The organism is Bacteroides sp. D55t1_190419_B8 (assembly GCF_015558905.1).
Classification (GTDB): Bacteria; Bacteroidota; Bacteroidia; order Bacteroidales; family Bacteroidaceae; genus Bacteroides; species Bacteroides vicugnae.
Window position 1 is genome coordinate 96,517 of record NZ_JADMOU010000014.1, and the last position, 26,479, is coordinate 122,995.

Genomic DNA, 26,479 nt, shown 5'->3' on the forward strand with positions numbered 1-26,479 from the left:
GCTCCCGCTTTGACGCTTTACGCGGCCGGTCATGCCACCTCGCTTATCGACTTGAACGCAGCGACGCTTGCCGCCTTGACGAGCCGGCCGCGGAAGGCCAGACGAGAACCGATGTGCGTGTACGTATGCGAGGAATCGTAGCTCGCATACGACATCGAAACACCGCCATACGGGCACGCGTTGTAGTGGCCACGATAGACCACACGGCTGGCTGCGGTGGATATGTAGTACATATCGCAGTAATGCGTCGAGGAAGAACCCGAAACGGAGCCCACCGGAACCACGTCCATGTACTTGCCATGTGCAACGGCCGTTATCCATACGCCCGAGCTTGTGCCTCCTTTCACCATGCGGGTCGTGCCGTCAGGCATCCAGATGCGCCACTTGCCGGCGTTGCCGCTGTCATTAGGAAGGTCAACGCCGTCCATCATGTCATACTTATGACCGTAGATATCCTCGTAGCCAAGGCAGCAGATATTGTTCACCTGCGTGACTGTAGCACCGCCGTAGTCATCCTCGCCGCGATACCAGGCGTACTGGTGGACCATGTTGTCCACAAGCGAGTTCGTCACGTTCGGGTTGATGGCGTGCGCCTCTTCATAACCGATCGTATCGGTCATGCCGCGTGAAGCGGTACCGCCGGTGATACGGTTGTTAGTATGCTGGCCCGCGCCGCATTGTTCCTGGCTGTCACGACGGCCATAGGCGGCGTAGAAGAGGTTGGCGATACGGGAGTGCATCAGCGCGTCAATCTGCTGCATGCCGCGCTGGACAGAGTAATAATGGAAGTCGGCCCAGCTCATGCTCGCCGTAGTGCTGCCGCCGGTGATACAGGCACGGAGCTTGGAACCGACAACCGAACTGCCCACAACCGCGCAAAGGTGCTCGTCATTGGCAACCCAATCCGGCTCCATGTCCTCGATCCTGTCGGAGTTGGAAAGCACTACCTTGTCGAACTCCGCGGTGTTCAGAACGGAGAAGTGCAGCGCTGTGGCACCGGCAGGAACGTCGGCGATCAGGTACATGCCCGCCTCGAACTTGTTGGAGAGGGTCGGAACAACGATGGAACTGACTACGGCGCCGGTATTGTCAGTGAACACGCTGCCGACAAGGTTCGTACCGGGAACGCTCGGGAACCGGACACGCTTGTGCCCGCTGACATTCACCTTGCAGACGGAATACGTGGTGTCGGCACTGTAGCTGTTCGCAAGCGTGTCCTTGCCGCTCATGATCTTACGACCGCTCAGGTAACCGCCGGCTTCCTTGATGTCATCCAGCGTGAGGATATCGGCGTCAGGAACGGAGGGCATGTCATCCCGGCCCTTGCTGCTGTAGCAGGAGTAATGCTTGCCGTTCAGGTAGTCATTGATGCCCTTTGACCAGAAAAACGGCTCAAACATCATCCAGTCGCCCTCGCTGCCGTCAAGTCTGGCGGCACTGCCGTCGGCGTAACGGTTGGAATTGCCGTCATCCAGCGGGTAATAGATCATCTCGCCGTCGAGGTTGTTCACCGTCGTATCGACATTCGCGATCTTCACGCTGCGCGTGGTGGCTTTCTTGGTCACTTTCGCCAGTACACGGTGACGCTGTTTCAGGATGGCGGTGATATGGCCGCTCGCCCTGTAAGGCGTACCGTACTTGTAACCTGTCCTGTTGTCCGGGTTGCTGATATTGGCATCATCGGCCACATCGTCGTCGGATTCGATCATCGTGTATTCGGGCTGGAGGATGTTCAGTTCCGGGAAATGGGCTTTCAACGCCTCGTATCTCTCATCCTCGACATAGTTGGTAAGGCGCACCGTACCCGCCAGCGCGCACGTGTCCGTGGCGTTGCCTTCTGCGTCCACGCCGCCCATCTTCATGAACCGGTTCAGCCACGTGCCGTCGTCCTCCCGGTCGATGCCGGTCACGCGGATGCGTTCCACGCCGGAACAACGGTTCAGCAGGGTTTCCCAGTTCAGACCCGGGCAGCCGTCCACGATAAGCGTCCTCACTTTACTGTAGTTCTCCAGCGTGAGCCCGCTTGTGGCCAGTTTGCCCAGGTATTCCAGTTTCAACACGGTCAGCGTGCCGGGAAGCCAGGCCCTCGTCAGCGGGGCACCCTTGGCGAAGGTCACACTCTGCACCTGCGTGCCTCTCGCGTCAAGTTCCTCCAGCTTGGTCTGGTTCGTGAAGTCAAGCTCGGTACTGGTGTTGCTCCCGGTCTTGGCCTGTGCCTGGTTGCGCAGGTTCACCTTACGCAGCTGGCGGCAGCTGCCGAGGTTCAGCCACCAGCCAGTAGAGCCGGTGGAGGGGCTTTGCAGGTTCAGCTCACGCAATACGGTACATTTGCCCAGGTCAAAGCCGTTCTTCAGGCGGTCCGAGGCACCGGTCATGTCAAGCACACGCATGCGGCTCGCGCCGTAGATACGCAGGGGGTCGTTTACCGTGTAGGCCCCCGTGATTTGAAGGGTGGCCACCTTGCCGCCCTCCACGATGCCGGTACCCCCGATATTGGGACTGTTGTTCGTGCCGTAACCGAAGGCGTACACCTCGCTCGCCGTGATCTTCACCACGTCGGCGGCATCGGAGGAGGTACGGGCCATATACAGGTCGATGTTGTCACTCGTGAAGTTGCTCGTGCCGTATTTGGCGTCCAGAAGGGCGAAACGGTTCTTCACGAAGTAACTGCGGTGCGCAGCGTTGCTTCCCTGAAGGGCGTAGATGAACGGCCATTTCTTGCCGTAAACCTCTTCCATGTTCGGGCGGATATACTTCAGGTAGCCGCTCTTATTGTACGCACGGTCGCTCCAGTTGCCCGCCTGCTCGACGTCAAGCATCGACAGCACGCGATCGACCGTCATTTTCGCGCGGTAAGCGGCGGCGCAGGCTTTCAGCTCGTCCTGCAGGTTGGCCAACACAAGATTCCAAAGCCAGCTGTCGCGGCCCTCGAAGGCGTATTTCCCCGCCTCCGCGTCCCACGTGTCACGGTCGAGCGTGTAGTCGTAGGCAAGGAAACAGTCGTTCCTCTTGGCAAGCTGGGTGTCACCGTCGTAATAGGTGGTGTACCAGACCAGCCCGTCCCAGGTACGCAGGAGGATGTTCTTCGCGCGCTGGTCAACGCTCGCGAAGTAGTCGGTGTGCACGTAGTAGGTCAGCAGGTGGTCCACATCAAAATACTGGCCGATTTCCGTCCTGAACTTTTCACTCACGAAGGTGCCCAGGTCGTCCGCGGTGGCGTTTGCCGGGACACATGAACGGATCCAGCCGAAAAGGCGTTTCAGTGCGGACTGCTGGGCCGTGTTCAGGCCCGCCCATTTCACGTCGTCCGGGTAGTTGGTTTCCAGGCCGGCATCGAAACCGGCGGCAAGGTCCGCGTCGCCAGAGCTCTGGAAAAGGCAGACCCTCTCGCCGTTGTTCAGCGTCTCCAGCGTCATCGGGCAGGAAGGGGTGAAACCGTCAAGCCCCTCCATGCCGAACAGCCTGCCGCTCTTGCTCTTCTCGTTGTTGAAGTTGTACTGCCCGTAGTAGGTGCTCTCCCCGTCGGCGGTCTCCGCGCTGAACACGTCGATAGGGAAACCGTCGATGCTCTGCCGGACCTTCACCGCGTTCAGGTCACCGCCCGCCTGTTCCAGCTGGTAACGCTGCGGAGGGGTCAGAAGGCCCAATTCGAGCATCACGTCGTTGTACAGCTTCGCCACACCGGTATTCAAAGTCATGGACGAGTCGGAATAGTCGGACTTCATGCAGAACAGGTCCATCGGGATGCTTCCGGGGCGCATCATGTACCTGTTGCCGCCAAGGGGGTCCGGGACGCCGTTGATCTCGAAACTGAGGTTCGCGCCGCCCTTGGTGAAGTAGATGCGGATGTTCTTGCTCGGGTATTTCGTGGAACTGGTACCCTGGATACGGATGTAGCAGTCGCGGAGGACGAAGTCGTACTCCTTGCCGAAAGGGGACCAGAAATAGACGTCGGCGATGAAGTCGGTCTTCTTGTTGTTCGTCTCGTTCACCTCGTCAAGGCCGCCCTTGCGTACGATGCGCATCACGCCCTTCCCCTTGGCGCGCAGCTTGTCGATATCGACGTCGCCGCTGCCGCCCAGGATGTCGTTCTCCTCGTACAGGCGCATCATGTCGTCGCTGCTGCCGGCATCCACCATCCGGTTCTCCAGGACTTCGTCATCGCTCAGGGCACGGTTGTAGATACGGATGTTCTTCAGTTCCACGTCGGCGGACGCGCTGTCGACGGTGATGCCCGCCGGGGTGTCCTGGCGGAAGTAGTAGCTGTTGTCGTAGATGTCAGCACCGGCACGGTTGCCGTTCACGTAAAGTTCCATCAGGCGCCCGTCACCGCGTTTGCCGATGACGAAGGCGACCTTCAGCCACTTCTCGGGGGCGAACTTCGTGCCGATCTTGATTTCACGGCTCGCGTCCTCGCCGTCCTCGTTCGTGTAGTGCAGGATCGTGCCGGTCTTGATGCTCGCCTCCTCGCTCGTAACGCTAAGGCCTTTTCCCTTGTCCATGCAGCTGATCACCTCGCCCTGACGGTCCGTCACACCCGATACCCGGAACTCCATCTCGATGGTAGCGCCGGAGGCGCCGGCATCATCCTTGAACAGCTGGTAGCCGATGACGGCCTTCGCCCCGCCCGTCAGTTTCAGGCTGTCACCCGTCCAGCCGTTGCTGCTCCAGTCGAAGCCCTCGAAGATTGTCTTCACGCCGTTATACTCCCACCGCGCCGGGTCGCTCTCGCTGTTGCTGCGGCCGGACGGGCTAAGCTTCACTTGAAGGCCGTAGGTGGCCTCGCTGATGTCGATGCCGCTCTCGACCACGTCAATGTGGAAAGTGTAGGCGGTGGCACCGACCTTCAGCTGCATCTGCTGCCGGCCCTGCTCCGTAAAGCGGTTCCGGTAGGTCTGGGCGGTACGCGGGACGCTCACCGTCTGGAGAAGCGTGCCGTTCCTGTAGATGCCCACACCCGCCGGGGTGGTACCGGGATCGTAGGCGGCAAACTTGAACTCGCAGTTTTCGTACTGTCCCACCTCGATGACCGGGGAGAGGTGGTCGGCACCGGTGAGGATACGGCCGTCCCGGTGGGTGACCATCAGCCCCACGTAGGGGGCGCTGCTGCCGCTCTTCAGGATATCGATATGGATGCTCTCGCTTTTGAGCGTCAGGTCGTCGCCGGCATCCATCTCGGCGACCATCTGGACGGTATGCCGGCCTACTGCCAGGGAGGACATGGAGAGCGGGAAGCTGCTGTTGGTCGTACCGCTGCGGGTGACCGTGTGGGCGTTCTGCTGTTTGCCGTCCACGTAAAGGGTCACCACCTTCGTGCCGGTGCCGCTCACGCCGTAGGGGATGTTCACGGTCTCCTGCGCGCCATAACCGCCGGAAGCCAGGCCGGAAGCGATATTGTAGCTGCTGGACAGGGCCAGCGTCACGCTGCGCACGCTAACGTACGCCTGCCGCTTCTGCGCCTTGCCGGTGGTGGGGTCGGTGGTCTCGGCTATCACGTAGATGTCGCTCGTGCCGGAAAGGAGATATTTCGTCAGGTCGAGCGTGTACGTGCCCTTGCTCACATCCTGAACCGTCTCCGAATAGGTGGTGGTGGCGCCGCGCCTCACCTGGACGGTGATTTTCGCTTTCTGGCCGGTACTCTCGCCCTTCTCGTCGCCGCTGCCGTACTGGTGGTCGTAGGTATAGGTCAGCCTTACCGGGTCGCCTTCCTTGACGGTGGGCTTGTCAACACTTGCACCAAGCACTATCTTCGTCGTGCTGCCCTCACCGCCGCCACCGCCGCCTCCGGCAGGGATGTCGAAACCGGTCACCTCGACGCCGCTTTTGTTCTTCAGGCTCACGTGGACGGTGGTCTCGTCATCGCTCAGTTCGGCGGAGCTGTCGAAGATGGTGTTTGCTTCCACCTCGCCCAGCTTGGCCGCCACGGCACGGTTCTCGACCGGGTTCGTGCTTTCGGCGTTCAGGCTCTCGTCAACCTCCAGCTTATCGATGGTCAGGCTCACGTTGCCCTCCGCATCGGGGATTTGCTTCTCGCCGTTCACCGTCAGGCTCTTCATCGTGCCGGCTCCGCCGAAATCCTCCCAGCTCGCGGCCTGTTCCCAGCTCTCCACGCTCGTGCCGGTGAACTGTTTCGTCTCCCATCTGCCCTGCGCGGCCTCGTAGGTGATGCAACGGCCCTTGTGCCGGTATTTCACGTTTACGGCGGCGATGGCCGTCTCCAGGGTATAGTAGCCGTTCTCCAGGGGAACCTCCTCCGTCACGTTGTACGTGTTGCCGCCGCTACCCGTACCGCCGGGAATGTCGGTGGAGGTGATTGCCTGCCCGTTACGGCCCAGGATGGTCAGCTTCACCGCGTCGTTCTTCTCGTCAGGGACGGCTGTCATGCCACCCACCAGACTGCCGTCCACGGCTGCGGCGGCATCCTCCGCCTTCTTGGCGGCGGCGGTGGCCGTACCGGCAGCGGCATTGGCGGTTTCAGCGGACCTGTTTGCGGTACCGGCGGCGTTCGTCGCGGTCTGGGCCGCATTGGTGGCGCCGGTCGCGGCATTGTTGGCCTTCGTGGCGGCAGCGTTAGCCACCGCCGCCGCGTCCTCCGCGGGTTTCCGGAGCAACGCCACCGGCGCAAGCACGACCTCCTGGCCGCGCATCGCAGGAAGGCTCTTGATATTGTCCAGCGAGGTGACCTCGGCCAGTTCATCGACACTCTGGCTCTCAGACTTGATGGAGTTCAGGATGTCCTTCTTCAATTCGTTCTTTTCCGATTCTGTCAGTGCCATAAATTATTCCTCCTTAACTTCTTTAACTGTATCAAGCATATCGATAATAGCGTCGCCCACGGAAGGGACGCAAAGGTTCACGGCGGCAAAACGCACCAGTTTCTCATCCTCGGCATCCAGTTCCATATTCCCCTCGCTGTTGAATATCTTAAGGGCGAGGTTCTTGGCGCGGACACCGTTTACACGGGTGTACAGCACGTCGGCAAACGACTCGCGGGCGTCACCCGTTACCGTTTCCTTACGGGATATGCCGGTATAGACCGGCAACTGTTTGAAATTGATTCTTACCATATTTTTTATGTTTTACGATCCAATACTTGCGCGTAATAGTTACCGCCGTCATAAATCAGCAGCAGTTCCAGGACATCACCGGCGGCCATCTCTATATCGTTGCCATAATGCCCGCCGTTGTTGTTGCGGAAATACAGCGAGGACTGGCCTTCCTGGAAGGTGACAAAGAAACTCTGGCTGTTCTCATAACGGGCAACAAGACGCACGAACACGGCAAACACACCGGTGGAGTTCATCACCTGCTTCATGATGGAAAGCGTGGGAAGATAGACGTACCGTTTCACGGTGTTGTATATCAGCTGTGTGGTACCGAAAGAGAAGTCCAGCACGGTCACCGAATTTGTATCGTTAAAGTGGCCGGAAGAAAGAAGGCCGCCCTGGCAGACAATGGCGCCTTCCGCATAAAGGGCCACATCACGGTTTATCACGTTGTCACTGATGATCTTTACAGCGGGAAGATAATAATCGCCCGAAGAGGGGTTCATCTGACGGTAAAAATATCCGGCACAGTTGCAAAGTGATGAAGAACCGGTAAGCGTGGGATCGGCGCCGTTGCCGATGGCCACCTTGACATTGGCGATATCTCCCGGCGAAAAATAGCCTTCCTCGGACTGCAACCGGATAAGTCCCGGACGGATGGCGGCCAGATCCTGCTTGTAAACGGGGTCGGTCCATCTGGACAGGTCACCGTAATAAAGCCCCTGGCTGTCAATGGAGAAGTAACCGATCTTCCCAGTGGTGGCCTGTATCTCGCCGAAGAACTTGCCGTTCCGGCTCTCGATGCTGCCGTCGGCCAGGATCTTGAAGTTCTCGTTGGCAGTCACAAGCCCCTCCAGCTTGATATGGTCGCCCGTCAGCTTCACGACGCTGATACGGTTGCCGTCAGCGTCCGTCTCGTCCACGCTCACACCGATAAGCGCCAGCTTGCCGTCAGCGTCCTGGGCGTAGATGCCCGCACCTTCGGGTTTAACGACAAGCCCGGTTTCCTGCAGGAAATTCTCGTCCCTGTCAAAGACAGCCGCCGAAATCTTCACCAGACGCTCCGACTGCTCGAAAAGTGTTTTATAACGGTGCGCCAGCGATTCCACGCGGTCGGTAGAGAGTATGAGCATGTACAGATAGATGTCACCGGTGAAAGACAGCTTGAAGTCTCCCGTACCGTTCCAAAGGCCGCTACAGGTATATTGCACGTAGCCGTCAGTCGCAGGCAGTTCCTCTTCCACTTCCATGCTGTTGAAGTTGGCGAACCCCGTCTTGTCAACACCCACGAACTCCACCCGCAGGGTCCCACCGACCGCACAACGGTAAAAGAAGGTCAGGTACACCGGAACGGCTTCCTTCTCCCCGCTGCCGTTTTCAGGCATAGAGGGGATGCTTTTCAGGTTCTCACGTTTCTGGAGGATGTACTTACCCCGGATACGCACGACCTTACGCCCATCATCCTCGGTCACGCTCGCGCCGTCACCCTTCTTCGTCAGCACGTTGCCGTTCGCCCAGACCCAGCGGTTACCCACAAGGAAGAACACCGTCTCGTTTTCCGTGTTCCATTTCATAAGACCGTCATCAAAGGCGGGGTTATTCAGGTACCCGCGATCGGTGGCGAAGTCCTGGCGCAGGGCGGTCACCACACTGGTGATACGTCCCTCGACGATCTCGAATTTTGTCTTGATATCCTCGCCTGTCACCAAAAGGAATGTCCCGCGCAGGTAGGCGTTGTCGCTGTAAAGGCCGTTGCCGTGCGGCTGGTTGTCGGCGGGGAACCAGTCGTCGCTGATACCGTCCAGGTTACCCAGGCGGGCACGAAGGCAGCCGGTGAAGTTTTTCGCCTTCACGCCGTCCATCACGTCCATGCGGGGCTGCCCGTCCTCGGTGGCGGATATCAGGATCAGGTTCTGGCGCAACGGGTTTTCCGTATTACCCATCAGTACACATTCGTCACCGGGGGCAGGAAGGGAAGTTCCGAACTCATCCACGCCCACGAGGATGGAATCACCCTCCACGCCGGCAACCTCCACCCAGTAGCCTTTCAGGTTCCCGCCGGTAAACGTGGCGCAGCGCATCAGGTCATGCGCCCGGAAGGTATTCGCCTGCTCGAAGGTGATTTTATAAAAGCCGTCCTCCGGAACGGCGGTCTTTATCTTGCCATTGGCCGCGGACACACAGAGCTGGCCGCCCACGCTGCGCACCTTCTCGATAAGCAGTTCCAGTACCACCATGACCTGGCGCACCGTCAGCTTGTCGATGGTAAGGTGCGAAAGGGCGTCCTCCATCCACAACCGCCAGCCCTCACCCAAAAGGCCGTCCACGAATTTCGGGCTGCGAAGAAGCTCACGCACGACAAGGGTCAGCAGTTCGGCGTTGCCCTTGCCGTCGATGTGGCCGTTCTCCTCCGGACCGATGCCGACACCCTCCTCGAAGGTGATTTTCTTTTTCGCGCGGTCGGCCTTCTTCTTGCTGATGAACTCCGCCTGGCTTCTTCTGGCCGAGAAAAGGTTGTTGTCGGTGGGAAGCGTGTTATCCCAGCTCCTTATGATGTCGGGAAGGTTCGCGCCGGCCGTTCTGGTATAATTCCTCACCTCCTCGATACTCCCCTTCAGGCTTTCCATCACGCCGGTGGAAAGCGCGTCACCGATTTCAAGGTCCACCTGTGAGGGGAGCGCCACCTTCCGCGTGATTTTCGTGATACGGCTCAAACGATAGCCCGTTTCCGGGAAATACTCCGTGCTTTCCAACCGGACGCGGCGGCCCGGGTAAAGGTCTATCCCGTTACGCTCGACATACACGTGGTCCGTCGGGCCCTTGTACACGGAAACGTCGACGGCGTTCTCCGCGTTGTACCTGTTCACCGCCGTCAGGTATTCCTCCTCGGCAAGCGCGTAGTATTCGTCAGGCATGCGGATATTCCAGAGGATATACCTGTCACCCGCTTTCGGGACAAGGCGGTCACCGGGAAGCTGCGTGTCGTCATCATACGGCCAGATGGTGATGATCTCGAACTCGCGGGTGTCACTGTCGAAGTTCACCTCGAAATAGTAGGTGCCGTCCTCTTCCTCGCCAAGACCGGCAAGTTCGCCACCTTCCTGGAAGGAGACACGTTTCACCTTGCCGGCAAGTTCGTAAGCGTTGGGATCGAAGTTCAGCGTGTCATCCCGGAAATACCAGATCACGAAAGGGTTGCCGTCCTCATCCGTCACCTGCGCGCTGCGTACAGAGGTCACGGTACCCACGCGGCGGGGATAGATATCCGCGAAGGCGTCCTTCTCGTAGTGGTGGTGGATGCCGTACTTGTCCGTGTCCACATCCACATATTTGGCACCGTCGGGAAGCTGGAGGCGGCTGTGGCCGTATTTCTCCGGGTCGATGTTCCGGGAACTGCCGATCGGAAACAGGCGGGTGTAGAACTTCGCGCCGTCGGCCTTGTCGCGGGAAAGCTCCGTCAGCCCTTTGCCGTAGGACAGGGTAACCTCCTCACCGTGTTCGCAACGGCAGAGGTTCACGGTCTGGCCTTCCACCCACCACTCGGCACCCGGCACCTTGCCGGCAAGTTCCTTCAGCGCGTCGGGGCAGTACTTCCCCTCGTAGTCGATGACCACGTTCTCGGTACCTTCCACACGCCCCACTTTCCAATCGGTGATGCCGCCCATGCCGTCATTGATGGACTTCACGATCAAGGCCATGTGTTCCCGGGGCGGGGCGGTCAGCGTGAACACCGGCTCCGGGTCGCCGTCCACCACGTTCAGGACGAGGAAACGTCTCATCAGGCTCTCGATGCCGTAGAACTTCACGTCGTATTTCCACTCCTGCGTGCTGCGTTCGTCCGGAAGGTAACGCTCCTGGAGCCAGTAGCGCTCGCCCTCGAAATCCACGTAGTCGTTCACCTCAAGCGCCACATACTCGTACAGGGTGAAGGAGAGCGTCAGCACGTTGTCCGACTGGATCGCCTTCACCTGCGTCGAGCTGTCGTCCGGGGAAAGGACCGCCTTCGCCTGCCTGTTACTGTCATATACCGTTAAAAGCATGTTCGAATGGTGTTTGAACGTTGTTTAAATGATTGGTTCGGGTTCGCGGAATTTCACCTTGAAGCGGCCGGCCTGCACGCCTTCCCGCCAGAGGTAGGTCAGCGGGGTGAAGCCGGGACAATCCAGGTAATGCACGCGAAGCGTCAGCTCCAGCTGCGGGAAATACAGCGAGAGCCACCCCTTGTCGCCGGTTTTCAGGAAGGAGATGAAGGACATGTATTTCTTCAGCCACTCCCCTTTACCCGGGGCATACAGGGCAAAGGTCAGCGTGATGTCGCGCGCTTCGTTGGCCACTGTCAGAATGTCGGAATATTTCTCCCCGTTCTCCTCGCGTATGTCCACGGCGGTGTGCGCTTTCGTCTTGCTCGCGGCAAGGATGGCTTTCAGGTTGTCACGCCCGCCGCGCTTCTCTTCGGTCAGGAATACGCCGTACTCCGTCCAGATATCGGTGCCGTTGATAAGGAACAGCCCGCCCATGATTGGTTCCATGCTCATGATGATTTCATTCTTAGTCCGTCACGTATGATTCGTTTTATATCTTCCTTTATCTCGCCGAGGAAACCGGCGCTTTTACCGGTATTCTCCGCGATCTTTGCCAGGTGTCCCTCGGCGCTGGCCATGCGGCCCGCCACGTCCTCGGTCTTCTCGTCAATGCTTACCCAGTAGTTCAGGCCCGAGGTGAACATGCCCTCCAACTTCGTGCCCTGGTCCTGCGACATGGCCGAGAAGCCGCCGGCGCGACCGGTCTGCGTTGTGGACTTACCCTCCTCCGTGATGCCGGCAGTGTCAAACATCTCCTCCTTCTTGGCACGGGCACGCTCGAAAATGTCCGAGTACCGGGTGCGCAACGTGTCGGCTTCCTCTTTCGACAGGATACCGTCGCTCATGAACTCGGCGAACGTCTCCTGCCATTTCTTCAGCTCGTCCGAATAGGTGCCGTTCACGATGGACTTCAGGATGGCGTTCTCCATGAACTCGTCCACACTCGCGATCACGTCTTTCGAGTCCGTCTCGAAATCCTTCAGCAGATCCTTCATGCCGCTGCGGATACCGTCGAAAGAGGTGTCCGTGATGGCTTCCTGCCATTGCCTCTGGAGTTCCAGCAGCGTGTTCGCGTCAGAGACGTACTCGTCAAGCCACTGGCTCTGGTCGTACTTGCCCGAATGGAGTTTCTCCCAGATGTCGGGAAGTTCCTGGAGCCGCGCCAGTTCCTCGGGGGAAAGGCTCCAGAGGGAACCGGTATCCCGCACCGACTTGCCCAGGTAGGCGGAAACCGTGTCCCAGTCACCGCTGCTCATGGCCTTGCCGATATAGTAGTTGTTCGAGTGGTGTGAACTGTGGTATCCCATCTTTGCCGCGAGCATCTGGCGGTCGTTCTCGATTTTCTGCTGCTGTTTCTCGTAGGCGCTCCGGTAGTACTCGGTGGAACGTGCGCCGCCGGAGCTGGCCATCTCGTCGGTCAGCTTCTCGATGGCGGTGGTCAGATACTTGTTCGATTCGGTCAGCCGCTCCACCAACGCGTTCACCTCCCTGGCATTGCCGTGCGAGGAGAACAGGCCGAAGGTCACCGTGTCCAGGATGTCCCTCACCCCGTAGAAAAGCGAGCTGCCGATCTGCGTGAACAGTTCACCGGAAAGGATGTTCTCCAGGATACCGTTCACCGCACCGAGCACGGAATCAAGAATACCGCTTACCAGCGTACCGATTCCTTCCTTCAGCACGTCAAGGATGGAAAGCACCGCCGCGATGATCTGCCCGATGATGCCGCCGTTTGAAAACGTCTCGGCAAGGGTACTGCCTACCGTACCCATCACACCGCCCATGTTCTTCGTCGCCTCGCCCAGTTTGCCGAGCCCCTGGGCCACGCCGGCAAGGGAACCGGACTTCAGGCTTTGGAGCCCCTCGGCAAGCCCGGTAAGGGATGAAACGGCGTTCGTGCTGGACGTGCGCAGGTCCTGCGCCGCCTTGTCGTTCGCCTCTGTCAGGGTGGCCACACTCGCCGAGGCGGCGTCGAAAGCTTCCTGCGCGGTAGCCACCAGTTCTTCCGCTTCCTTCATGGCGGAGGGGTCACCGCTTTCAGCGGCTTTCTTCTGTTTTTCCTGCGCCACCACCAAAGCGTCAGCGGCGGCCTTCTCCCTTTCCTTGGCCTCTGTCAGCTCACGCAGCGTCGTCTGGTAGGCGGAAAGGTCACGGGAAACGTCCTTGAACATGTTCCGGTTAATACCGCCCGCGCTCCGGTCCTCCAGCTTTGCGATCAGCTCGCTGATCACCTGTTTGTCCTCGGCACCGGCATTCCGGTACTCGTCGGAGGCGGCATACTTCCGCAGCTTCACCAGCGTGGGGCGCAGCTGCTCTTCAAGCAGCCCGCCGAAATTGCCGAAAAGGCCGTCCCAGTCGATATCCGCCTTCAGACTGGCAATCTCGGCGGCAGCCGTTTCTTCTTTCTGCTGGCGGCCAAGGCGCAATACCTCATTGTAGTTCCCCTCCTCCTGCGCACGGCGGATCTTCTCCGCGTACTCCTGGGCGATGGCCAGCTTCTTCTGCTGGTACGTACCATATTCCTTCAGGTAGTCGAGCATCGACTGGCGGACGGCGTCGTTCTCTTCCCTGGTCACCTTTGCCAGGTCGCCGTCACGTGCCGCCGCGGCCTTCTCCCGCGCCTCCTTCAGGGTGGATTCCTGCTCACCGGTCAGTTTACCCTTCTGCGCGTCCTTCCACTTCTTCTCCTGGGCGGCAAGTTCGGCGATCTCCTTGTCATAGTTCAGGCGGATCTGGCGGCGGCGTTTCTCGCCGCTCTCCTTCAGAAGGTCGATTTCTGCCTGGCGGTTCTTCATCTGGAGCTTCAGAAGTTCCGAGGCACGCTGCTCTTCCGACTGTTTCTCCTTTTTGGCGGCATTCGGGTCGGGTTTGGCATGGTCACCCAGGTCGAACTCCTTGCCGATATCCAGATATTCCTCCTGGAGCTTCCGGGCTTCAGCCAGGTAGCCGTCGCGGACTTCCTCGGCCTCACGTACGGCCTTTTCCTTTGCCTTCTCGTTATACTCCGATATCATGGACTGCGCGTCCACCCGTCCGTACGACTCGCTTTGGGCCATGTAAAGCCCCATGCGCGCGAACCAGCCCATCGAGCCGTCCACGTCTTCCGGCTTGCTGGCCTTGATCTCGTTCACCTTCTCGTCAGCCTCCGTGGCCTTGTTCACCAGGCTCTGCACCTTGGCCTGGAGGAAAAGCATTTGGATGTATTTCTCACCCTTTTTCTGAAGGATGTCATACCACTGGGCGATCGTGTCGTAATACCCGAAACTCTCGCCGTACTTGCGGTTCAGTTCCTCCACCTTGGACTTCTCCTCGTCCTTCGTGCCGGTGAACTTCTTCAGGCTCGCCAGCGTGCTCTCGATCTCGAAACGGGTCTTGATCATCTGTGCGCGGCCGTCGGACTCGATTTTTACCATTTCCCGGGCTTTCTCCGCGGCTTTCTCCTGCGCGGTGGAATATCTGTCCCAGGCGACGACAAGTCCCGTGATAACGGCTGAAAGGCCCAACGTAAGCGTGGCCATCAGGGCCTGCGCGGCACCGGTGGAAATGCCCAGGGCGACAGCCAGCCGGGTATTGGCGGCTGTCAGCAGGTTCTTCATCTTCACGACCGTCACCAGCCGGAAAGCGGAATCCTTGTTCAGCGTATTGAACACCTGCTGCAACCCCATCGTGATGGCCATCACGCTCTGCACGCGCGTCTGGATCTTTGCCAGGTTCTCGTTTTCCGAAGCGAAAAGAGACAGCGCGCCGGTGGCCGTGGTGAACAGACCGGCAAGGCCGCTCACGCCCGACATGAAGCCCTGGAGGTTCGCGTCATCGTGCGAGAGGATCTTCGTCTGGGTGTTCAGATCGGCAAGCGTGTCGGAAAGAAGAGCGGCCTGCTGTGCCATCTTCCGGTACTCCTCGGTGTCCTGTTTCCCTTCCAGCCGCAGGCGGGCCATGTTGTCCTGGAGCTCACGCAGCTGCATGGAAAGGCGTTTGCTGCTTGCACGCGTCTTCTCCTGTTCAGCCTGGAGCCCGGCAAGGGCGCCCTTTTCCTCTTCAAGCGCTTTCTTCGCGGCGTTCAGTTCATCCAGGGCGGCTATCTTCGCCTTGCCGGGTGCGGCCCCCTGGTAGGCTTTCTCCAGCGACTTGATGTCGCTTTCAATCTGCCCGATGACTTCCTTCTGCTCCCGGATCTTGTCGGTCAGGCTCTTGCTACCGGCGACGGCACGTTCTTCCTCTAAGGAGATACGCTCGTACTCTTTACGGAGGTTCCGGACGCTCTTCTCCGCCTCGCGGTGCTCCTTTTCAAGCCCTTCAAGGGCGGCACGCTCTTCATCCAGGACCTTGCGACAGGCCGCCACGTCGGCGGCAAGTTCCGCCTGTGCCGGGCCGGGCTTCATGTTCTGGAGCTGCGTTTCCATCCGGTGCAGGTCGGAACTCACCCGGTCGATGACCTTGCGCTGCTCTAAAATACGGGCGTTGATGGCAGCGGCGGCCTTCTCCGATTTCTCGGCAAGGATGTCGACGGCAAGGCCGGCCTTGTCAAGGCCCCCCGTCAAGTTGTCCTTCATCAGGAATTCGATTTCTACGGGCTTCATCGTTTACAGTTCTAAATTGCTTTGGTAAAAATTCACTATGTCGCCGGCTTCACGGGCGGCGGCTTCCGGATCAATTCCACCGCCACCGCTTTGCGAAACCTTGGAGTCAGCTGCTGACCGGCGGACGTAACGCGGGGCGTCGGACAGCATCAGGATGAGCGTCTGGTAGTTCACCTTCTCCAGGATGTACTCCACCGTCCAGCCGGTGGCGCTCGCGATGTTCCAGATAAAACCGAAGGGGCTATGGGAACCTTCAAACTCGGTCCTTAACTCCCCTTCCTTCTTTGGCTCATTCTCAACTTCATCGGGTTCGCCCGATCGATCGAGCTGATAATACTCGTAAAAGACTCGCTGCCCATCAGGCTGATGAACTTCTCCAGGGCGCCCAGCAGGAAACGGTGCTCCACGGCCTCACGCAGGAACCACGCCACGGGGCGGACAAAAAGCCGCCGGCTCACCGGACCGCGGCAGAGGGTATGGGCTACCATACGGGATATCTTGGCGCCGTTCCGTGCCAGGAACTCCAGCCGCTCACGCCCGGAGAAGGAGAAAACCTCCTCAGGAGATACACCCATCGAGAGATACAACCTCACGATGCATATCTGGCCGGCAAGGCGCGGGCGGCGCATGGTCACGCGCCACCGCACGGGGCGTTTCATGAAAGGCAGGCGCCATTCCTTCAAGGGAAGGGAGACACCCAAGTCAAGCAATGCCTCGGATGCCTCCCTCTGCACCTTTCTCGCTTCACGCTCGTCCATGCGTTAGCCCTCCACTGCCACGGTGTCATTGATTTCGTAAGGAGAAGAGCCGTCCTCCGGCTTGTTCACCTTCAACTGGCATTCCAGCTTGGAAACCTCCGTCAGCGTCAGTTTCCCGCCAAGGTTCGCAAGGATCGTACCGTTCGGGATGGACATCGTCTGCCCGGATACGAACTTGATGGTCCACGGACCCGAAAGGTTCACCAGTTCGGTCGGGGCCTTCCAGCCGGTCGGGGCATCCGCCGGACCTACAAGCGTGCCGCCCAAAACGGCCTTGATATTCTTATAGTCCAGCTGGATAAGGTTGAACGTGGGCGATACCTGCCCGTTCTTCTGGAGCAATGTCAGGACGGGAGCGTCGGGAACCTGCTCGGCTTCGACATCGACACTCTCGGGCTTCGCGCCGCCCCAGTCCCAGCTGCCCTTCTCGATCCAGCCGATAGTCATGGCACCGAACGTAACGACGGCGATGCCATAAATGAAATTCTTGTTATTTTTCATACAGTCGTCTCTTTATTAAAACGGTTAATACTATGCCGGATGCCATACCGGCGATAAAGGCAATGAGGGCGATTTTAACGGGGTTAAAACGTTGTTTGAACTCCGTTTCGACCTCTGTTATGCGTTGTTCGGTTTCGCTACGGATACGCACAAGTTCCTGCTTATAGAACTCAACTGTTTGCAGCAGGCTGTCTTCCCGGACCTGCCTTCGAAAAACTTCTTCTTCATAGAGCAGGCAGCGCCGCATGAGCGAATCACAATGCCCGGTGACTGCCAGGGAATCCCCCTGCCTGCGGATATCGACCGAGGCACGCCCGTCCCGGTGCCGGTAACCGGCACCCTCGGGAAGGTCAAGGAGGTTCTGAAAGGGAATCGTCAAAGTCGCCTCCTGTGCCGGAACCGGTTCCTGCATCAGGGTCGAACTCCGGCGGTCCGCCAAAAGATCCTGCATTTTGCGCACCGCTGTTACTGCCACGTCCGCGGACACGGCGGCGCTGTCTGTCATTCTCTCCGCCCGCACCGTGCCCTGTCTCTGAAGGTTCCGGCTCTCTTTGGACGTGCCGCATCCTGCCAGCAGGAACACGGCGAGCAATAATAGGATTACGGGGGTCCACCCCCGGATTCTGTCTTTCATCATTTACCGATTGTTTACTTATTACTTTTCTTAACCGCTCGACCTCTTTCGTCAGGCACGACAGCTTCAGGATCATCTCCTCCTGGTTCGCTTTCAGGTCGGCATTCTCGCGCCGGAGCTGCACGTTCTCCTCCAGAATCTTGCGGTTCTCCTCACTCAGCAGGTTGATGGACGCCTGAAGCTGGGACAGCATGTCGTTGTCACGCTTGCGCCGGCCGAACAGCCAGGTGAAGATGCTTCCGACAAAACCGCCGGGGAGGGCGAACATTAAAAAATTTATCAGGGTGTCCATCTTCTTGCCGTTTATTATTGTCTGATACCTATTGAAACAAGCCACTTACGCACGTCAAAACTGGGGCAGGCTTTGGCCGCCAGTTCGTTATGCCCCACGATACGCACATCAGGAAAACGGCGGTGGAAGTCTTTCACGTACTTCTCAAGCGCACGCTTCTGGCACGCCGTACGCGTGTCCTTCGGGGTCTTGCCGTCTTTGGCTACACCGCCGGCATACACGATATGACGGCTGACGGAATTATAGCCGGCCACGCCGTTGGTGATTTCCCAAGGGTCCACGTTCGCGTCCTCGTTGTTGTCCACCAGGCGCTCCACGCCGCCATTCAGATGGAACAGGTCAGTATACCCGACCTGTTTCCAGCCGCGACCGCCCTTGGATACCGGGTTCGTGTGCCAGGCGCGAATCTCTGCGCCACTGACTTCACGCCCTTCAGGCGTAGCCGTGCAATGAATGACCAGATACTTCAGCCTGCCCATCACGCACCGCCTTCCTCGTCATCAGCGGCCACCTGGGACAACGCTATTTCAACCTTCTTTTCCGGATCAGCGTCCAGGCTTACCACAAGCGTACCGGATACTGCTTTGCCGCTACTGTTCACCTCGACGGTAATTTTCAGCCCGTCATCGGTACCGACCGCCGTAAAACCGGCAGGGACGGATGTCACACTATAATCACCGGATGCAGTGACTGTCACATACTTGCTCTCACCTGCGGCCTTGAACGAAAGGGCGGAAGGGTCGGCTGAAATGGTACGTTCCACCGCCTTGAACACCGGGTCGGTACGGGTGTCAAGCACCACAAACTCCTCACCGAAGGCGATTTCCGTGTCGGCTTTCATAAGCAGCTTGAAGAAGTACAGCTCGCTGGAGTTCATCCACTTGTCAATCTGGATCACCTCCTCGTCGTCCTGGAGATTCACACCAGCGAAAAGGTTGCCGTCGGCGCTCATCGAGCAGAGCGTGGCCACGATAAGGTCATCAGGCCAGGAGTTCAGCGTCTCGATGGTGATACCCTTGTAACGCTTCTTGTTGATGTCCGTCTCGCTCGTATTCTTGTACTCGCGTTCGGTCAGTTCGTCATCGTACTTGTCAAAGTCATCGATGCTCATCAGGATACGCAGGTTCGGGTTCTCGCGCAGGGCTTTCGGAATGGCCTTGCGGACAGCCTTCAACTTGCCGATCATGGAAGTATCGGCAGGAGCCGGGACCACTATCACGTCCGAGTCCTTGGCAGCCTGTGTCAGGATACCGTTAAAAAGGTGGTCGTCATCACTCCCGAACTCGCCGTTGATGTAATGCCAGCCCAACTCGAATTTCACACTCTTGCTGAGTTCATCAAGCAGCGTGTTCTGGGCTTCGGGAGGAAGTTCGGCAAACACAAGGTTGCCTTTCGGCTGCCACTTGCGCCAGATATGCTCGAAAGCGCGGGGGTTGAAAGTGGTGAACGCCATGAAATCCTCCGGATCCAGGGACTTCTCCGAGTAATTGAAGTTACCCTTCGAATCCTCCAGACCCGGGTTCTCCTTGCGTTTCTGGAGCATCTTGCCAGTCTTGATACGCGGCAGGCTGATTTTCTTCTCGACGCCGGGGATCACCATGATCAGACCTTTTTCCACAAGGTCGTTCCCGGTACAGGCGAGTACCAGGATCTTCTCCAGTACCTCACCGTTGTAGTTGGTGTTTCTTACTACTATTGCCATAGCAAATATTTTTATTAATGTTTCAACTTGTCCTTAATCTCGGTCATGCGCTTGTTCCAGGGACTTTCATTTGTCGGGTTCACACGCAGGTCGGTCATGACTTTACGTTTCGGGGAGAGTTTCTCCAGCGCCTTTTCCCCGTTTTCGCGGTCCTTGGACAGAAGGTTCTCATAGATGGGGCGGGTGGTGGCGTCAATACGCCCGTCATTCTCCGCGTCATCAAGCAGTTTCTTACGGGCAGCGGCTTCATCCGCATCCGCCTTGTCCCGGAACTCCTTCAGCTCACCCTTCAGGCGGGTGACTTCAGCATCAAGGCCCGGAACTTTCCCGGCTTCCGTTTCCAGAAGCCCGACTTCACGGAGAAAATCGTCATCTGTCACGCAGTTCTTGAACCGCGGACGTTTCTTCAGTTCGTCTAAATTCATGTTACTCTTGTTTTGTGGCTTGTGCAGCCGGTTATTGAATATTTGGAATACCTGTTCAGGGGTACTGTCCTCCGGAAGGGGGTCGGCATCATAGATACCGTCAATAAGGCCAAGCGCCAGCGCTTCATCGGCACGCAGCCAGTGGTCTTTGCCGTCAAAATACAACGAGCGGATTTCCTCCTTGTCCTTTCCCATGCGGGCGGCATACATCTCGCAAAGGGTGTCCTCCAGCGACTCGATTTCGCGGATGCACCCCCGCATCTCCTCCTTGTTGCCGTAACAGCCTCCCTGGACACTGTGAAGCATCAGACGGGCATAACGGCTCATCTGCACCGGCTTGCCACAAAGGGCAATGACGGAGGCCATGCTGGCGGCGATGCCGTCCACGTAAATGGTTATGTCAGCCTTGCTGTTTTTCAGGGCGTTGAAAATGGCGATGCCCGCATATACCTCGCCGCCGTTGCTGTTGATACGAACGTCAATCCTGCCGGACAAGGCCTCGGCCTCCAGAAGCTCACGGGCGATATCACCGCTGCGCACATTGTCGTCATAATCACCGATGTCACCGTAAAGGAGGATACAACAGGCGTCTTTCCCGGGTATGATGTTGAAAAACTTTTTCATGCTTATATAGTCTTTTAGGCGGGTGTTCCCCCGCAAAGTTCACGGTGCGAAATTAGGGGGATTAAAGCCGTTTTTCAAACCGCATATTCATCACATACAGTTTAAAACGCCGTCATGAAGTTTTAAAGTGTCATCATGCGCCACGCGTTTTTTTCCGCCCCTTTTCCTTATCAATTTTGCACGTAAAAAAGGAGGAAATATGACCGAACTAAGCATGCAGCAGAAAAGGGAATGGGCGAAGACGCTCTACCTGAAAGAGAACCTCACGCAGCAGGAGATAGCCGAACGCGTGGGGGTGTCACGCATCACGGTGAACAACTGGATAGGCAAGAACGGATGGGAGATGCTCAAGACATCCATCACCATCACACGCGAGGAACAACTGAAAAGCCTGTACCGCCAGCTGGCCGAGCTCAACAACGCCATCATGGCCAGACCGGCGGGGGAACGCTTCCCGAACACAGCCGAAGCCGACACCATATCCAAACTGTCGAACGCCATCAAGAAGATGGAGACGGAAGTCGGGCTCTCGGACATCATATCCGTATTCTCCGACCTGCTTAAATGGCTGCGCGCGTCCGACCCCACACAGGCGAAAGAAGTGACTCCGCTGCTTGACGCGTTCGTAAAATCAAAAGTTTCATAACCATGGCAAAGAAAAGACTTACACCGCAGGACCGCACGGCACTTGTCGAATGGGAGGAACTGGTCGCATCCATACGCGAGAATTCGGACATCAACCCCTCGGACACGGAAGCGGAAATACGCACACGCAGGGAAAGGCTCGAAAAGGATGACGAGGAGTGGTTCCGGTATTACTTCGCCATGTACTATTCATGCGAGGCGGCGGACTTCCACAAGAAAGCCACCAGAAGGTTGATAAGGAACAACCGGTGGTACGAGGTACGCGCATGGTCGCGGGAGCTGGCGAAGTCCGCACGGTCCATGATGGAAATCTCAAAACTGGCAATTACAAGAAAAGTACGCAACGTACTGCTGATCTCCAACTCACAGGACAACGCCCAAAGGCTCCTGCTTCCTTTCATGGCCAACTTCGAGGAAAACCAGAGAATCATCCAGGACTACGGGATGCAGAAGAAACCCGGATATTGGGAAACGGGGGAATTCACCATCATGGCGGGATGTTCCTTCCGGGCCATCGGGGCCGGGCAGTCACCGCGCGGTACCCGTAACAAGAACTTCCGGCCGGACTTCATCCTGGTGGACGATATCGATACCGACGAGGAATGCCGGAACCCGGAACGCATCAAGACAAAATGGAAATGGCTGGAGGAAGCCCTGATACCGACCATGTCCGTATCGGGAAACTACCGCATACTCTTCAACGGGAACATCATCGCAGCGGACTGCTGCATAAAAAGGGCCATTGAAAAGGCCACGGAACTGAAGGAAAAGGGCATCGGGCACGTGGACATCATCAACATACGCGACAGGAACGGAGTCTCTGTGTGGCCGCAGAAAAACTCGGAAGAGGATATAGACCTCTTCCTCTCGCTGGTCAGCGCGGCGGCACGGCAGAAGGAGTTCTTCAACAATCCGGTAGCCGAGGGCGAGATATTCAAGGACATCATCTACGGGAAAGTGCCAGCGCTCTCGAAGTTCAAGTTCCTGGTTATCTACGGTGACCCCGCACCCGGCGAGAACAAGACGAAGAAGAGCTCCACGAAGGCGGTGTTCCTGCTCGGCAAACTGGCCGGAAAGCTCTACGTCATCAAGGGGTTCCTCGGAAGGGAGACAAACGCCACGTTTATCGAATGGTACATCAGACTGCTGGAGTTCGTGAACGGGAAAACGAACGTGTACTGCTATATGGAGAACAACAAGTTGCAGGACCCTTTTTTCCAACAGGTGTTCCAGCCCATCATCAGGCGCATACGCCGGCAAAGGAAGATATCCCTCTACATACAGGGGGACGAGGAGAAGAAAACGGACAAGGCCACACGTATCGAGACGAACCTGGAACCCCTCAACAGCGAAGGGAACCTCATCTTCAACGAGGCGGAAAAGGACAACCCGCACATGAAGCTGCTCACCGACCAGTTCAGCCTCTTCAACCTCATGCTGACGTATCCGGCGGACGGACCCGACTGCGTGGAGGGAGGAAACCGCATCATAGACCGCAAGGCGCACCAGACCGAAAAACCGGCCGTCATCTCCACAAGGAAGATGCGGGCGCACAACAAGTACAGACTGTAAACTTTAATACTTTACCCACATGAGCAAATTTATAGAACTTACAGATTACGACGCGAGCATCCACCGCGAGATACTGGACGCGCTGACAAGGGAGGACAATGCCGTCGTGGAGATATGCGAGGACCGGGCCGTCGAAGAAATGCGGTGTTACCTCTCCAAGCGCTATGACTGTGACAGGATATTCACCCGGACCGGAGACGGACGGAGCCAGCTCGTGCTGATGATGGCCATAGACATCGCAGTGTACCATATTTTCAGCATCCACAACCCGAGGAACCTTTCACCCCTGCGCAAGGAACGCTACGAAAGGGCCATCGAATGGCTCAGGGCGGTGGCAGCCGAGGAGATATCCGTGGACGGGCTGCCCCTGCTTCCCGAAGAGACAAGGGCGGCAAAATCAAATTTCCTTATCAAAAGCAATCGTAAACGTGTAAACCACTGGTAACATGAGCAAAAGACAGAAAAGGGCCGGAAAGATAACCAAAAGCGGAAACCTGCCGAGGCCCGGGCAGAAAGGACCCGCAACCATCATACTGACACAGCCCAAACGCTTCGGCATAGACATAGCGGACTATATGCTGGCCATACGCGCCTTCGAGAACGTGGATTACTCCAGAAGGTTCAGATTATACGACCTGTATGAGGACATTCTCATGGACACACACCTGACAAGTGTCATCGAGAAACGGAAAAACGCCGTGCTCTCCTCCGTCATCGAGTTCAGACGTAACGGAAAGCCGGACAAGGCGGTAAACGAACAGATACGATCCCCGTGGTTCCGGCGCCTCATAGGCGACATCCTCGACGCGAAATTCTGGGGATTCACGCTCGTACAGTTCTACCGCAAGGGGGAATGGGTAAACTACGACCGGATACCGCGCAAGCACGTGGATCCGGTGCGCAGGCTCATACTGCGCCACCAGACGGACACCACCGGAACATCCTGGGACGAATACCCCGACCTGCTGTTCATCGGGGAGCCGGAAGAGCTCGGGATGCTCGCAAAGGCGGCCGTATGGGTGATATACAAGCGGAACGACGTAGCGGACTGGGCGCAGTTCGCGGAAGTGTTCGGCGCACCCATCCGGGAATACACATATCCCACGGATGACGACGAGGCACGGCAGAGGGCGCTGACGGATGCGGAAAGTACCGGAAGCATGTCGGTATTCGTGCACGCCCAGGAAACAATGATGGAACTCAGGGAAGCGGCGAACAAGACCGGAAGCTCCGACCTGTATGACAAGCTCTGCGAACGCTGCAACAGCGAGATATCGAAACTGTTCCTCGGGAACACGCTCACCACCGAGGCATCGGACAAGGGAACACAGGCACTCGGAACCGTCCACAAGGACGTGGAGGAGAAGGTCACGCTGGCGGACCGGCAGGACATCCTGGACGTGCTCAACTACAACATGACCGACATATTCGCCATGCTCGGGATAGACACCACCGGAGGCGAGTTCTGCTACCCGGAAAAGAAAGTCATCGAACCGGAGAAGAAGATGAGCATCCTCACACAGCTACACACAAATTTCAGCCTGCCGGTGGGAGACGACTACCTATACGAGGAATTCGGGATCGAGAAGCCGGCAGACTACAACGAACTGAAAAAACGGCAGGAAGCCGGAGCGAAAGAAATACAAGCGGCGAAAGAAAAAGCGGCAACCGCCGGGGAGCGGGAGGACGAAGAGGAGGAAATACCGGAGACCGGAAAAGAGACTCCCAAAGAGAAGAAAAACGCACTTAAAAACGCGTATAACTGGCTGAAACGTTTTTTCGGGAAAGCCCCGGGGAAAGACGGGGCAGCTTTAGAGTGGTGATGAACGACCTCTACCGGTTGGAAAACAAGCAGGTGGAGAACGTGTTTTCTTTTGATGAGGAGGTACTGAAGAAAGCACTGAAGAACATATACGGCAAGGAGTTCCATCCCATGACCGACATCGAGGAGAACCTGTTCGAGGCCACGTGGAAAACGATGAACAACGCCACCGACAAGGGGTTCGGGGCACGGAAAGCCGATGATCCGGATTATGACTTCTACCGCGAAATACGTGCGAACAACGCCGTATTTGCCGCGTTCAAGGTACACCGGGCACAAAATGACATGGCGGCGCTGCTGCTGGACGAAAACGGCAATTTAAGGCCGTTTGAACAGTGGCTGAAACTTGTCATGCCCATAGCAGACCACCAGATGGTCCACTGGCTGCGTACCGAATACGACACGGCAGTCATACGGGCGCATCAGGCGGCCGACTGGAGACAGTTCGAACGGGAGAAGGATATCCTGCCGAACCTCAAATGGATGCCCTCGACATCCGTACACCCGGGAGCGGACCACCGCGTGTTCTGGGGAACCATACGCCCCGTCGACGATCCGTTCTGGAACGAGCACAGGCCGGGGGACCGGTGGAACTGCAAGTGTACGCTCTCATCAACAGATGAAGCGCCGACAGCGGTACCGGGAAGCGGGCCGGACAACAAACCGCAACCCGGACTGGAAAACAACCCGGGAAAGGACGCAAAACTTTTCTCGGACAAGCACCCATATCAAAAGGATGCGCACCGGGGAGCAAAGAAGACAGTGGACAAACTGACACTGCGTATCAAGGAAATGATAGCGGAAATGTCGGACAACCTGACACTGGAAGAGAAAGAAGCCATAGCCAGACACAACCTGCAAATGGAAAAAACACTTGGAATCACCAAAGGGAAACCCATGACAGTAGAGGAAGCGGACAAACAGAACGCCAACCCGAAGCATAAGGAACAATTCATCCCGGACCCTCAAGGATTATACCAGGACAAACAGGGAAACAAATTCTCAAAGAATCCGGATTTCAAACCTGCCGACAGACAATATGGAATCAACTGCCAGACTTGTGCGCCGGCCTATGCCTTAAGATTAAAAGGGTTTGACATTACAGCAAAGGGCAACACGCCAGGATCCAAACTGGACTATCTGAGCAGGGGGACAAACGCGTGGGAAGTGTGGAAAAACATAGATGGCACACAAGCAAAACACACGAGCATCACCGGCTGGATGGCATCAAAACAATATATGAAAATGACTCCTAAACGGTATCGGGAATTTTTTGAAGAAACCTGCAAGGATGAGGGAGTTTACGAGCTGAGTATAGGATGGAAATCCGGAGGGGGACATGCAACGATCTTACAACGGTTTAACGATGGAGAATTGCGTTACATCGAACCGCAGCATGACAATTCCAAAGGTTCCGTCAATGAATGGAAAGATGTAAGATACTTGTGCGAAAGTGGACAGGCGAATCCGCATTATTGCAGGGGAATAATGAGAATAGACAACAAGCTATTCAACACCGACTTCATCGAAATCTTTGATAAGTAGGTTGATGAGATCAAGGGCTTCAAAATCGGAGTATGTCATGACCTGACCGTCACCATACCGGAAAACAAACGGGAAGCCGGTCGTTACATCTTCAGGGAACTTGTACAAAAAATAGTCCGCCCCTTCATGATTACCAAGGTAATCGAAGGAATCGCCGTACTGTTCTATGAGCCACCGGGCCTCGTTCTTTACTTGTTCGGGTATATTCATAACGCAAAAAGGCACATAAAACGCCTTGTCTGCAAAAGTATAAA

The 26,479-nt window shown here is 57.2% G+C and carries 19 protein-coding genes; 5 read left to right on the forward strand and 14 right to left on the reverse strand.

The genetic code is table 11. The features are described from left to right. Nucleotides 1–29: 29 nt before the first annotated feature. The 13 genes from I2I13_RS13700 to I2I13_RS13760 all read right to left on the reverse strand — a co-directional run bounded on the left by I2I13_RS13700 (nucleotide 30) and on the right by I2I13_RS13760 (nucleotide 20,641). Nucleotides 30–6,776 (reverse strand): LamG-like jellyroll fold domain-containing protein, encoded by a 6,747-nt coding sequence (locus tag I2I13_RS13700; protein ID WP_195649721.1) that lies wholly within the window; start codon nucleotides 6,774–6,776, stop codon nucleotides 30–32. 3 nt (nucleotides 6,777–6,779) lie between these two features. After that, a complete protein-coding gene (locus I2I13_RS13705; RefSeq protein WP_195621002.1) occupies nucleotides 6,780–7,067 on the reverse strand; it encodes a hypothetical protein in 288 nt (95 codons plus the stop codon). A gap of 5 nt (nucleotides 7,068–7,072) precedes the next feature. Then, complete coding sequence (locus I2I13_RS13710) at nucleotides 7,073–11,086, reverse strand: hypothetical protein (protein WP_229116256.1); 4,014 nt, start codon at nucleotides 11,084–11,086, stop codon at nucleotides 7,073–7,075. A gap of 24 nt (nucleotides 11,087–11,110) precedes the next feature. Next, a complete protein-coding gene (locus I2I13_RS13715; RefSeq protein WP_195587710.1) occupies nucleotides 11,111–11,575 on the reverse strand; it encodes a hypothetical protein in 465 nt (154 codons plus the stop codon). 2 nt (nucleotides 11,576–11,577) lie between these two features. Next, nucleotides 11,578–15,705 carry a hypothetical protein gene (locus I2I13_RS13720; protein ID WP_195621001.1) on the reverse strand — a complete coding sequence of 1,376 codons (4,128 nt, stop codon included), beginning with the start codon at nucleotides 15,703–15,705 and terminating at the stop codon, nucleotides 11,578–11,580. A gap of 3 nt (nucleotides 15,706–15,708) precedes the next feature. Then, nucleotides 15,709–15,933, reverse strand: a complete 225-nt coding sequence (locus I2I13_RS13725) for a hypothetical protein (protein ID WP_149921844.1) — start codon at nucleotides 15,931–15,933, stop codon at nucleotides 15,709–15,711. 38 nt (nucleotides 15,934–15,971) lie between these two features. Further along, nucleotides 15,972–16,463, reverse strand: coding sequence for a hypothetical protein (locus I2I13_RS13730; protein ID WP_195621000.1), 492 nt, complete (start codon nucleotides 16,461–16,463; stop codon nucleotides 15,972–15,974). A gap of 3 nt (nucleotides 16,464–16,466) precedes the next feature. Further along, nucleotides 16,467–16,964, reverse strand: a complete 498-nt coding sequence (locus I2I13_RS13735) for a hypothetical protein (RefSeq protein ID WP_195620999.1) — start codon at nucleotides 16,962–16,964, stop codon at nucleotides 16,467–16,469. After that, entirely contained in the window at nucleotides 16,954–17,343 is a 390-nt protein-coding gene (locus I2I13_RS13740) for a hypothetical protein (protein ID WP_195620998.1), read from the reverse strand. Before I2I13_RS13740 ends, I2I13_RS13735 begins: the two co-directional genes overlap by 11 nt. Continuing rightward, entirely contained in the window at nucleotides 17,315–17,722 is a 408-nt protein-coding gene (locus I2I13_RS13745; RefSeq protein WP_229128640.1) for a hypothetical protein, read from the reverse strand. Before I2I13_RS13745 ends, I2I13_RS13740 begins: the two co-directional genes overlap by 29 nt. Nucleotides 17,723–17,904: 182 nt before the next feature. Continuing rightward, a complete protein-coding gene (locus tag I2I13_RS13750; RefSeq protein ID WP_008762181.1) occupies nucleotides 17,905–18,369 on the reverse strand; it encodes an N-acetylmuramoyl-L-alanine amidase in 465 nt (154 codons plus the stop codon). Further along, complete coding sequence (locus I2I13_RS13755; RefSeq protein WP_195620997.1) at nucleotides 18,369–19,592, reverse strand: BACON domain-containing protein; 1,224 nt, start codon at nucleotides 19,590–19,592, stop codon at nucleotides 18,369–18,371. The genes I2I13_RS13750 and I2I13_RS13755 overlap by 1 nt, the downstream gene beginning before the upstream one ends. Nucleotides 19,593–19,606: 14 nt before the next feature. Beyond that, nucleotides 19,607–20,641: a head maturation protease, ClpP-related gene (locus I2I13_RS13760; RefSeq protein ID WP_195620996.1), complete on the reverse strand. Its 1,035-nt coding sequence runs from the start codon at nucleotides 20,639–20,641 to the stop codon at nucleotides 19,607–19,609. 199 nt (nucleotides 20,642–20,840) lie between these two features. Between I2I13_RS13760 and I2I13_RS13765 the strand changes: the two genes are divergently transcribed. From I2I13_RS13765 to I2I13_RS13785, 5 genes are read left to right on the forward strand one after another with little or no spacing between them, the layout of a single operon-like run. Continuing rightward, nucleotides 20,841–21,287 (forward strand): helix-turn-helix domain-containing protein, encoded by a 447-nt coding sequence (locus I2I13_RS13765; protein ID WP_008762178.1) that lies wholly within the window; start codon nucleotides 20,841–20,843, stop codon nucleotides 21,285–21,287. A gap of 2 nt (nucleotides 21,288–21,289) precedes the next feature. Beyond that, nucleotides 21,290–22,858 carry a hypothetical protein gene (locus I2I13_RS13770; RefSeq protein ID WP_195620994.1) on the forward strand — a complete coding sequence of 523 codons (1,569 nt, stop codon included), beginning with the start codon at nucleotides 21,290–21,292 and terminating at the stop codon, nucleotides 22,856–22,858. Between the two features lie 19 nt (nucleotides 22,859–22,877). Then, on the forward strand, nucleotides 22,878–23,303 hold the full coding sequence (locus I2I13_RS13775) for a phage protein Gp36 family protein (RefSeq protein WP_195620993.1): 426 nt from the start codon (nucleotides 22,878–22,880) through the stop codon (nucleotides 23,301–23,303). Nucleotide 23,304: 1 nt separating this feature from the next. Continuing rightward, entirely contained in the window at nucleotides 23,305–24,681 is a 1,377-nt protein-coding gene (locus tag I2I13_RS13780) for a DUF935 family protein (protein WP_195620992.1), read from the forward strand. Then, nucleotides 24,681–26,225: a toxin glutamine deamidase domain-containing protein gene (locus tag I2I13_RS13785; protein WP_195620991.1), complete on the forward strand. Its 1,545-nt coding sequence runs from the start codon at nucleotides 24,681–24,683 to the stop codon at nucleotides 26,223–26,225. The genes I2I13_RS13780 and I2I13_RS13785 overlap by 1 nt, the downstream gene beginning before the upstream one ends. Here I2I13_RS13785 and I2I13_RS13790 read toward each other — a convergent pair. Next, nucleotides 26,187–26,450, reverse strand: a complete 264-nt coding sequence (locus I2I13_RS13790) for a hypothetical protein (RefSeq protein ID WP_225979485.1) — start codon at nucleotides 26,448–26,450, stop codon at nucleotides 26,187–26,189. The two genes, I2I13_RS13785 and I2I13_RS13790, sit on opposite strands and share 39 nt — an antisense overlap. Nucleotides 26,451–26,479: the final 29 nt, after the last annotated feature.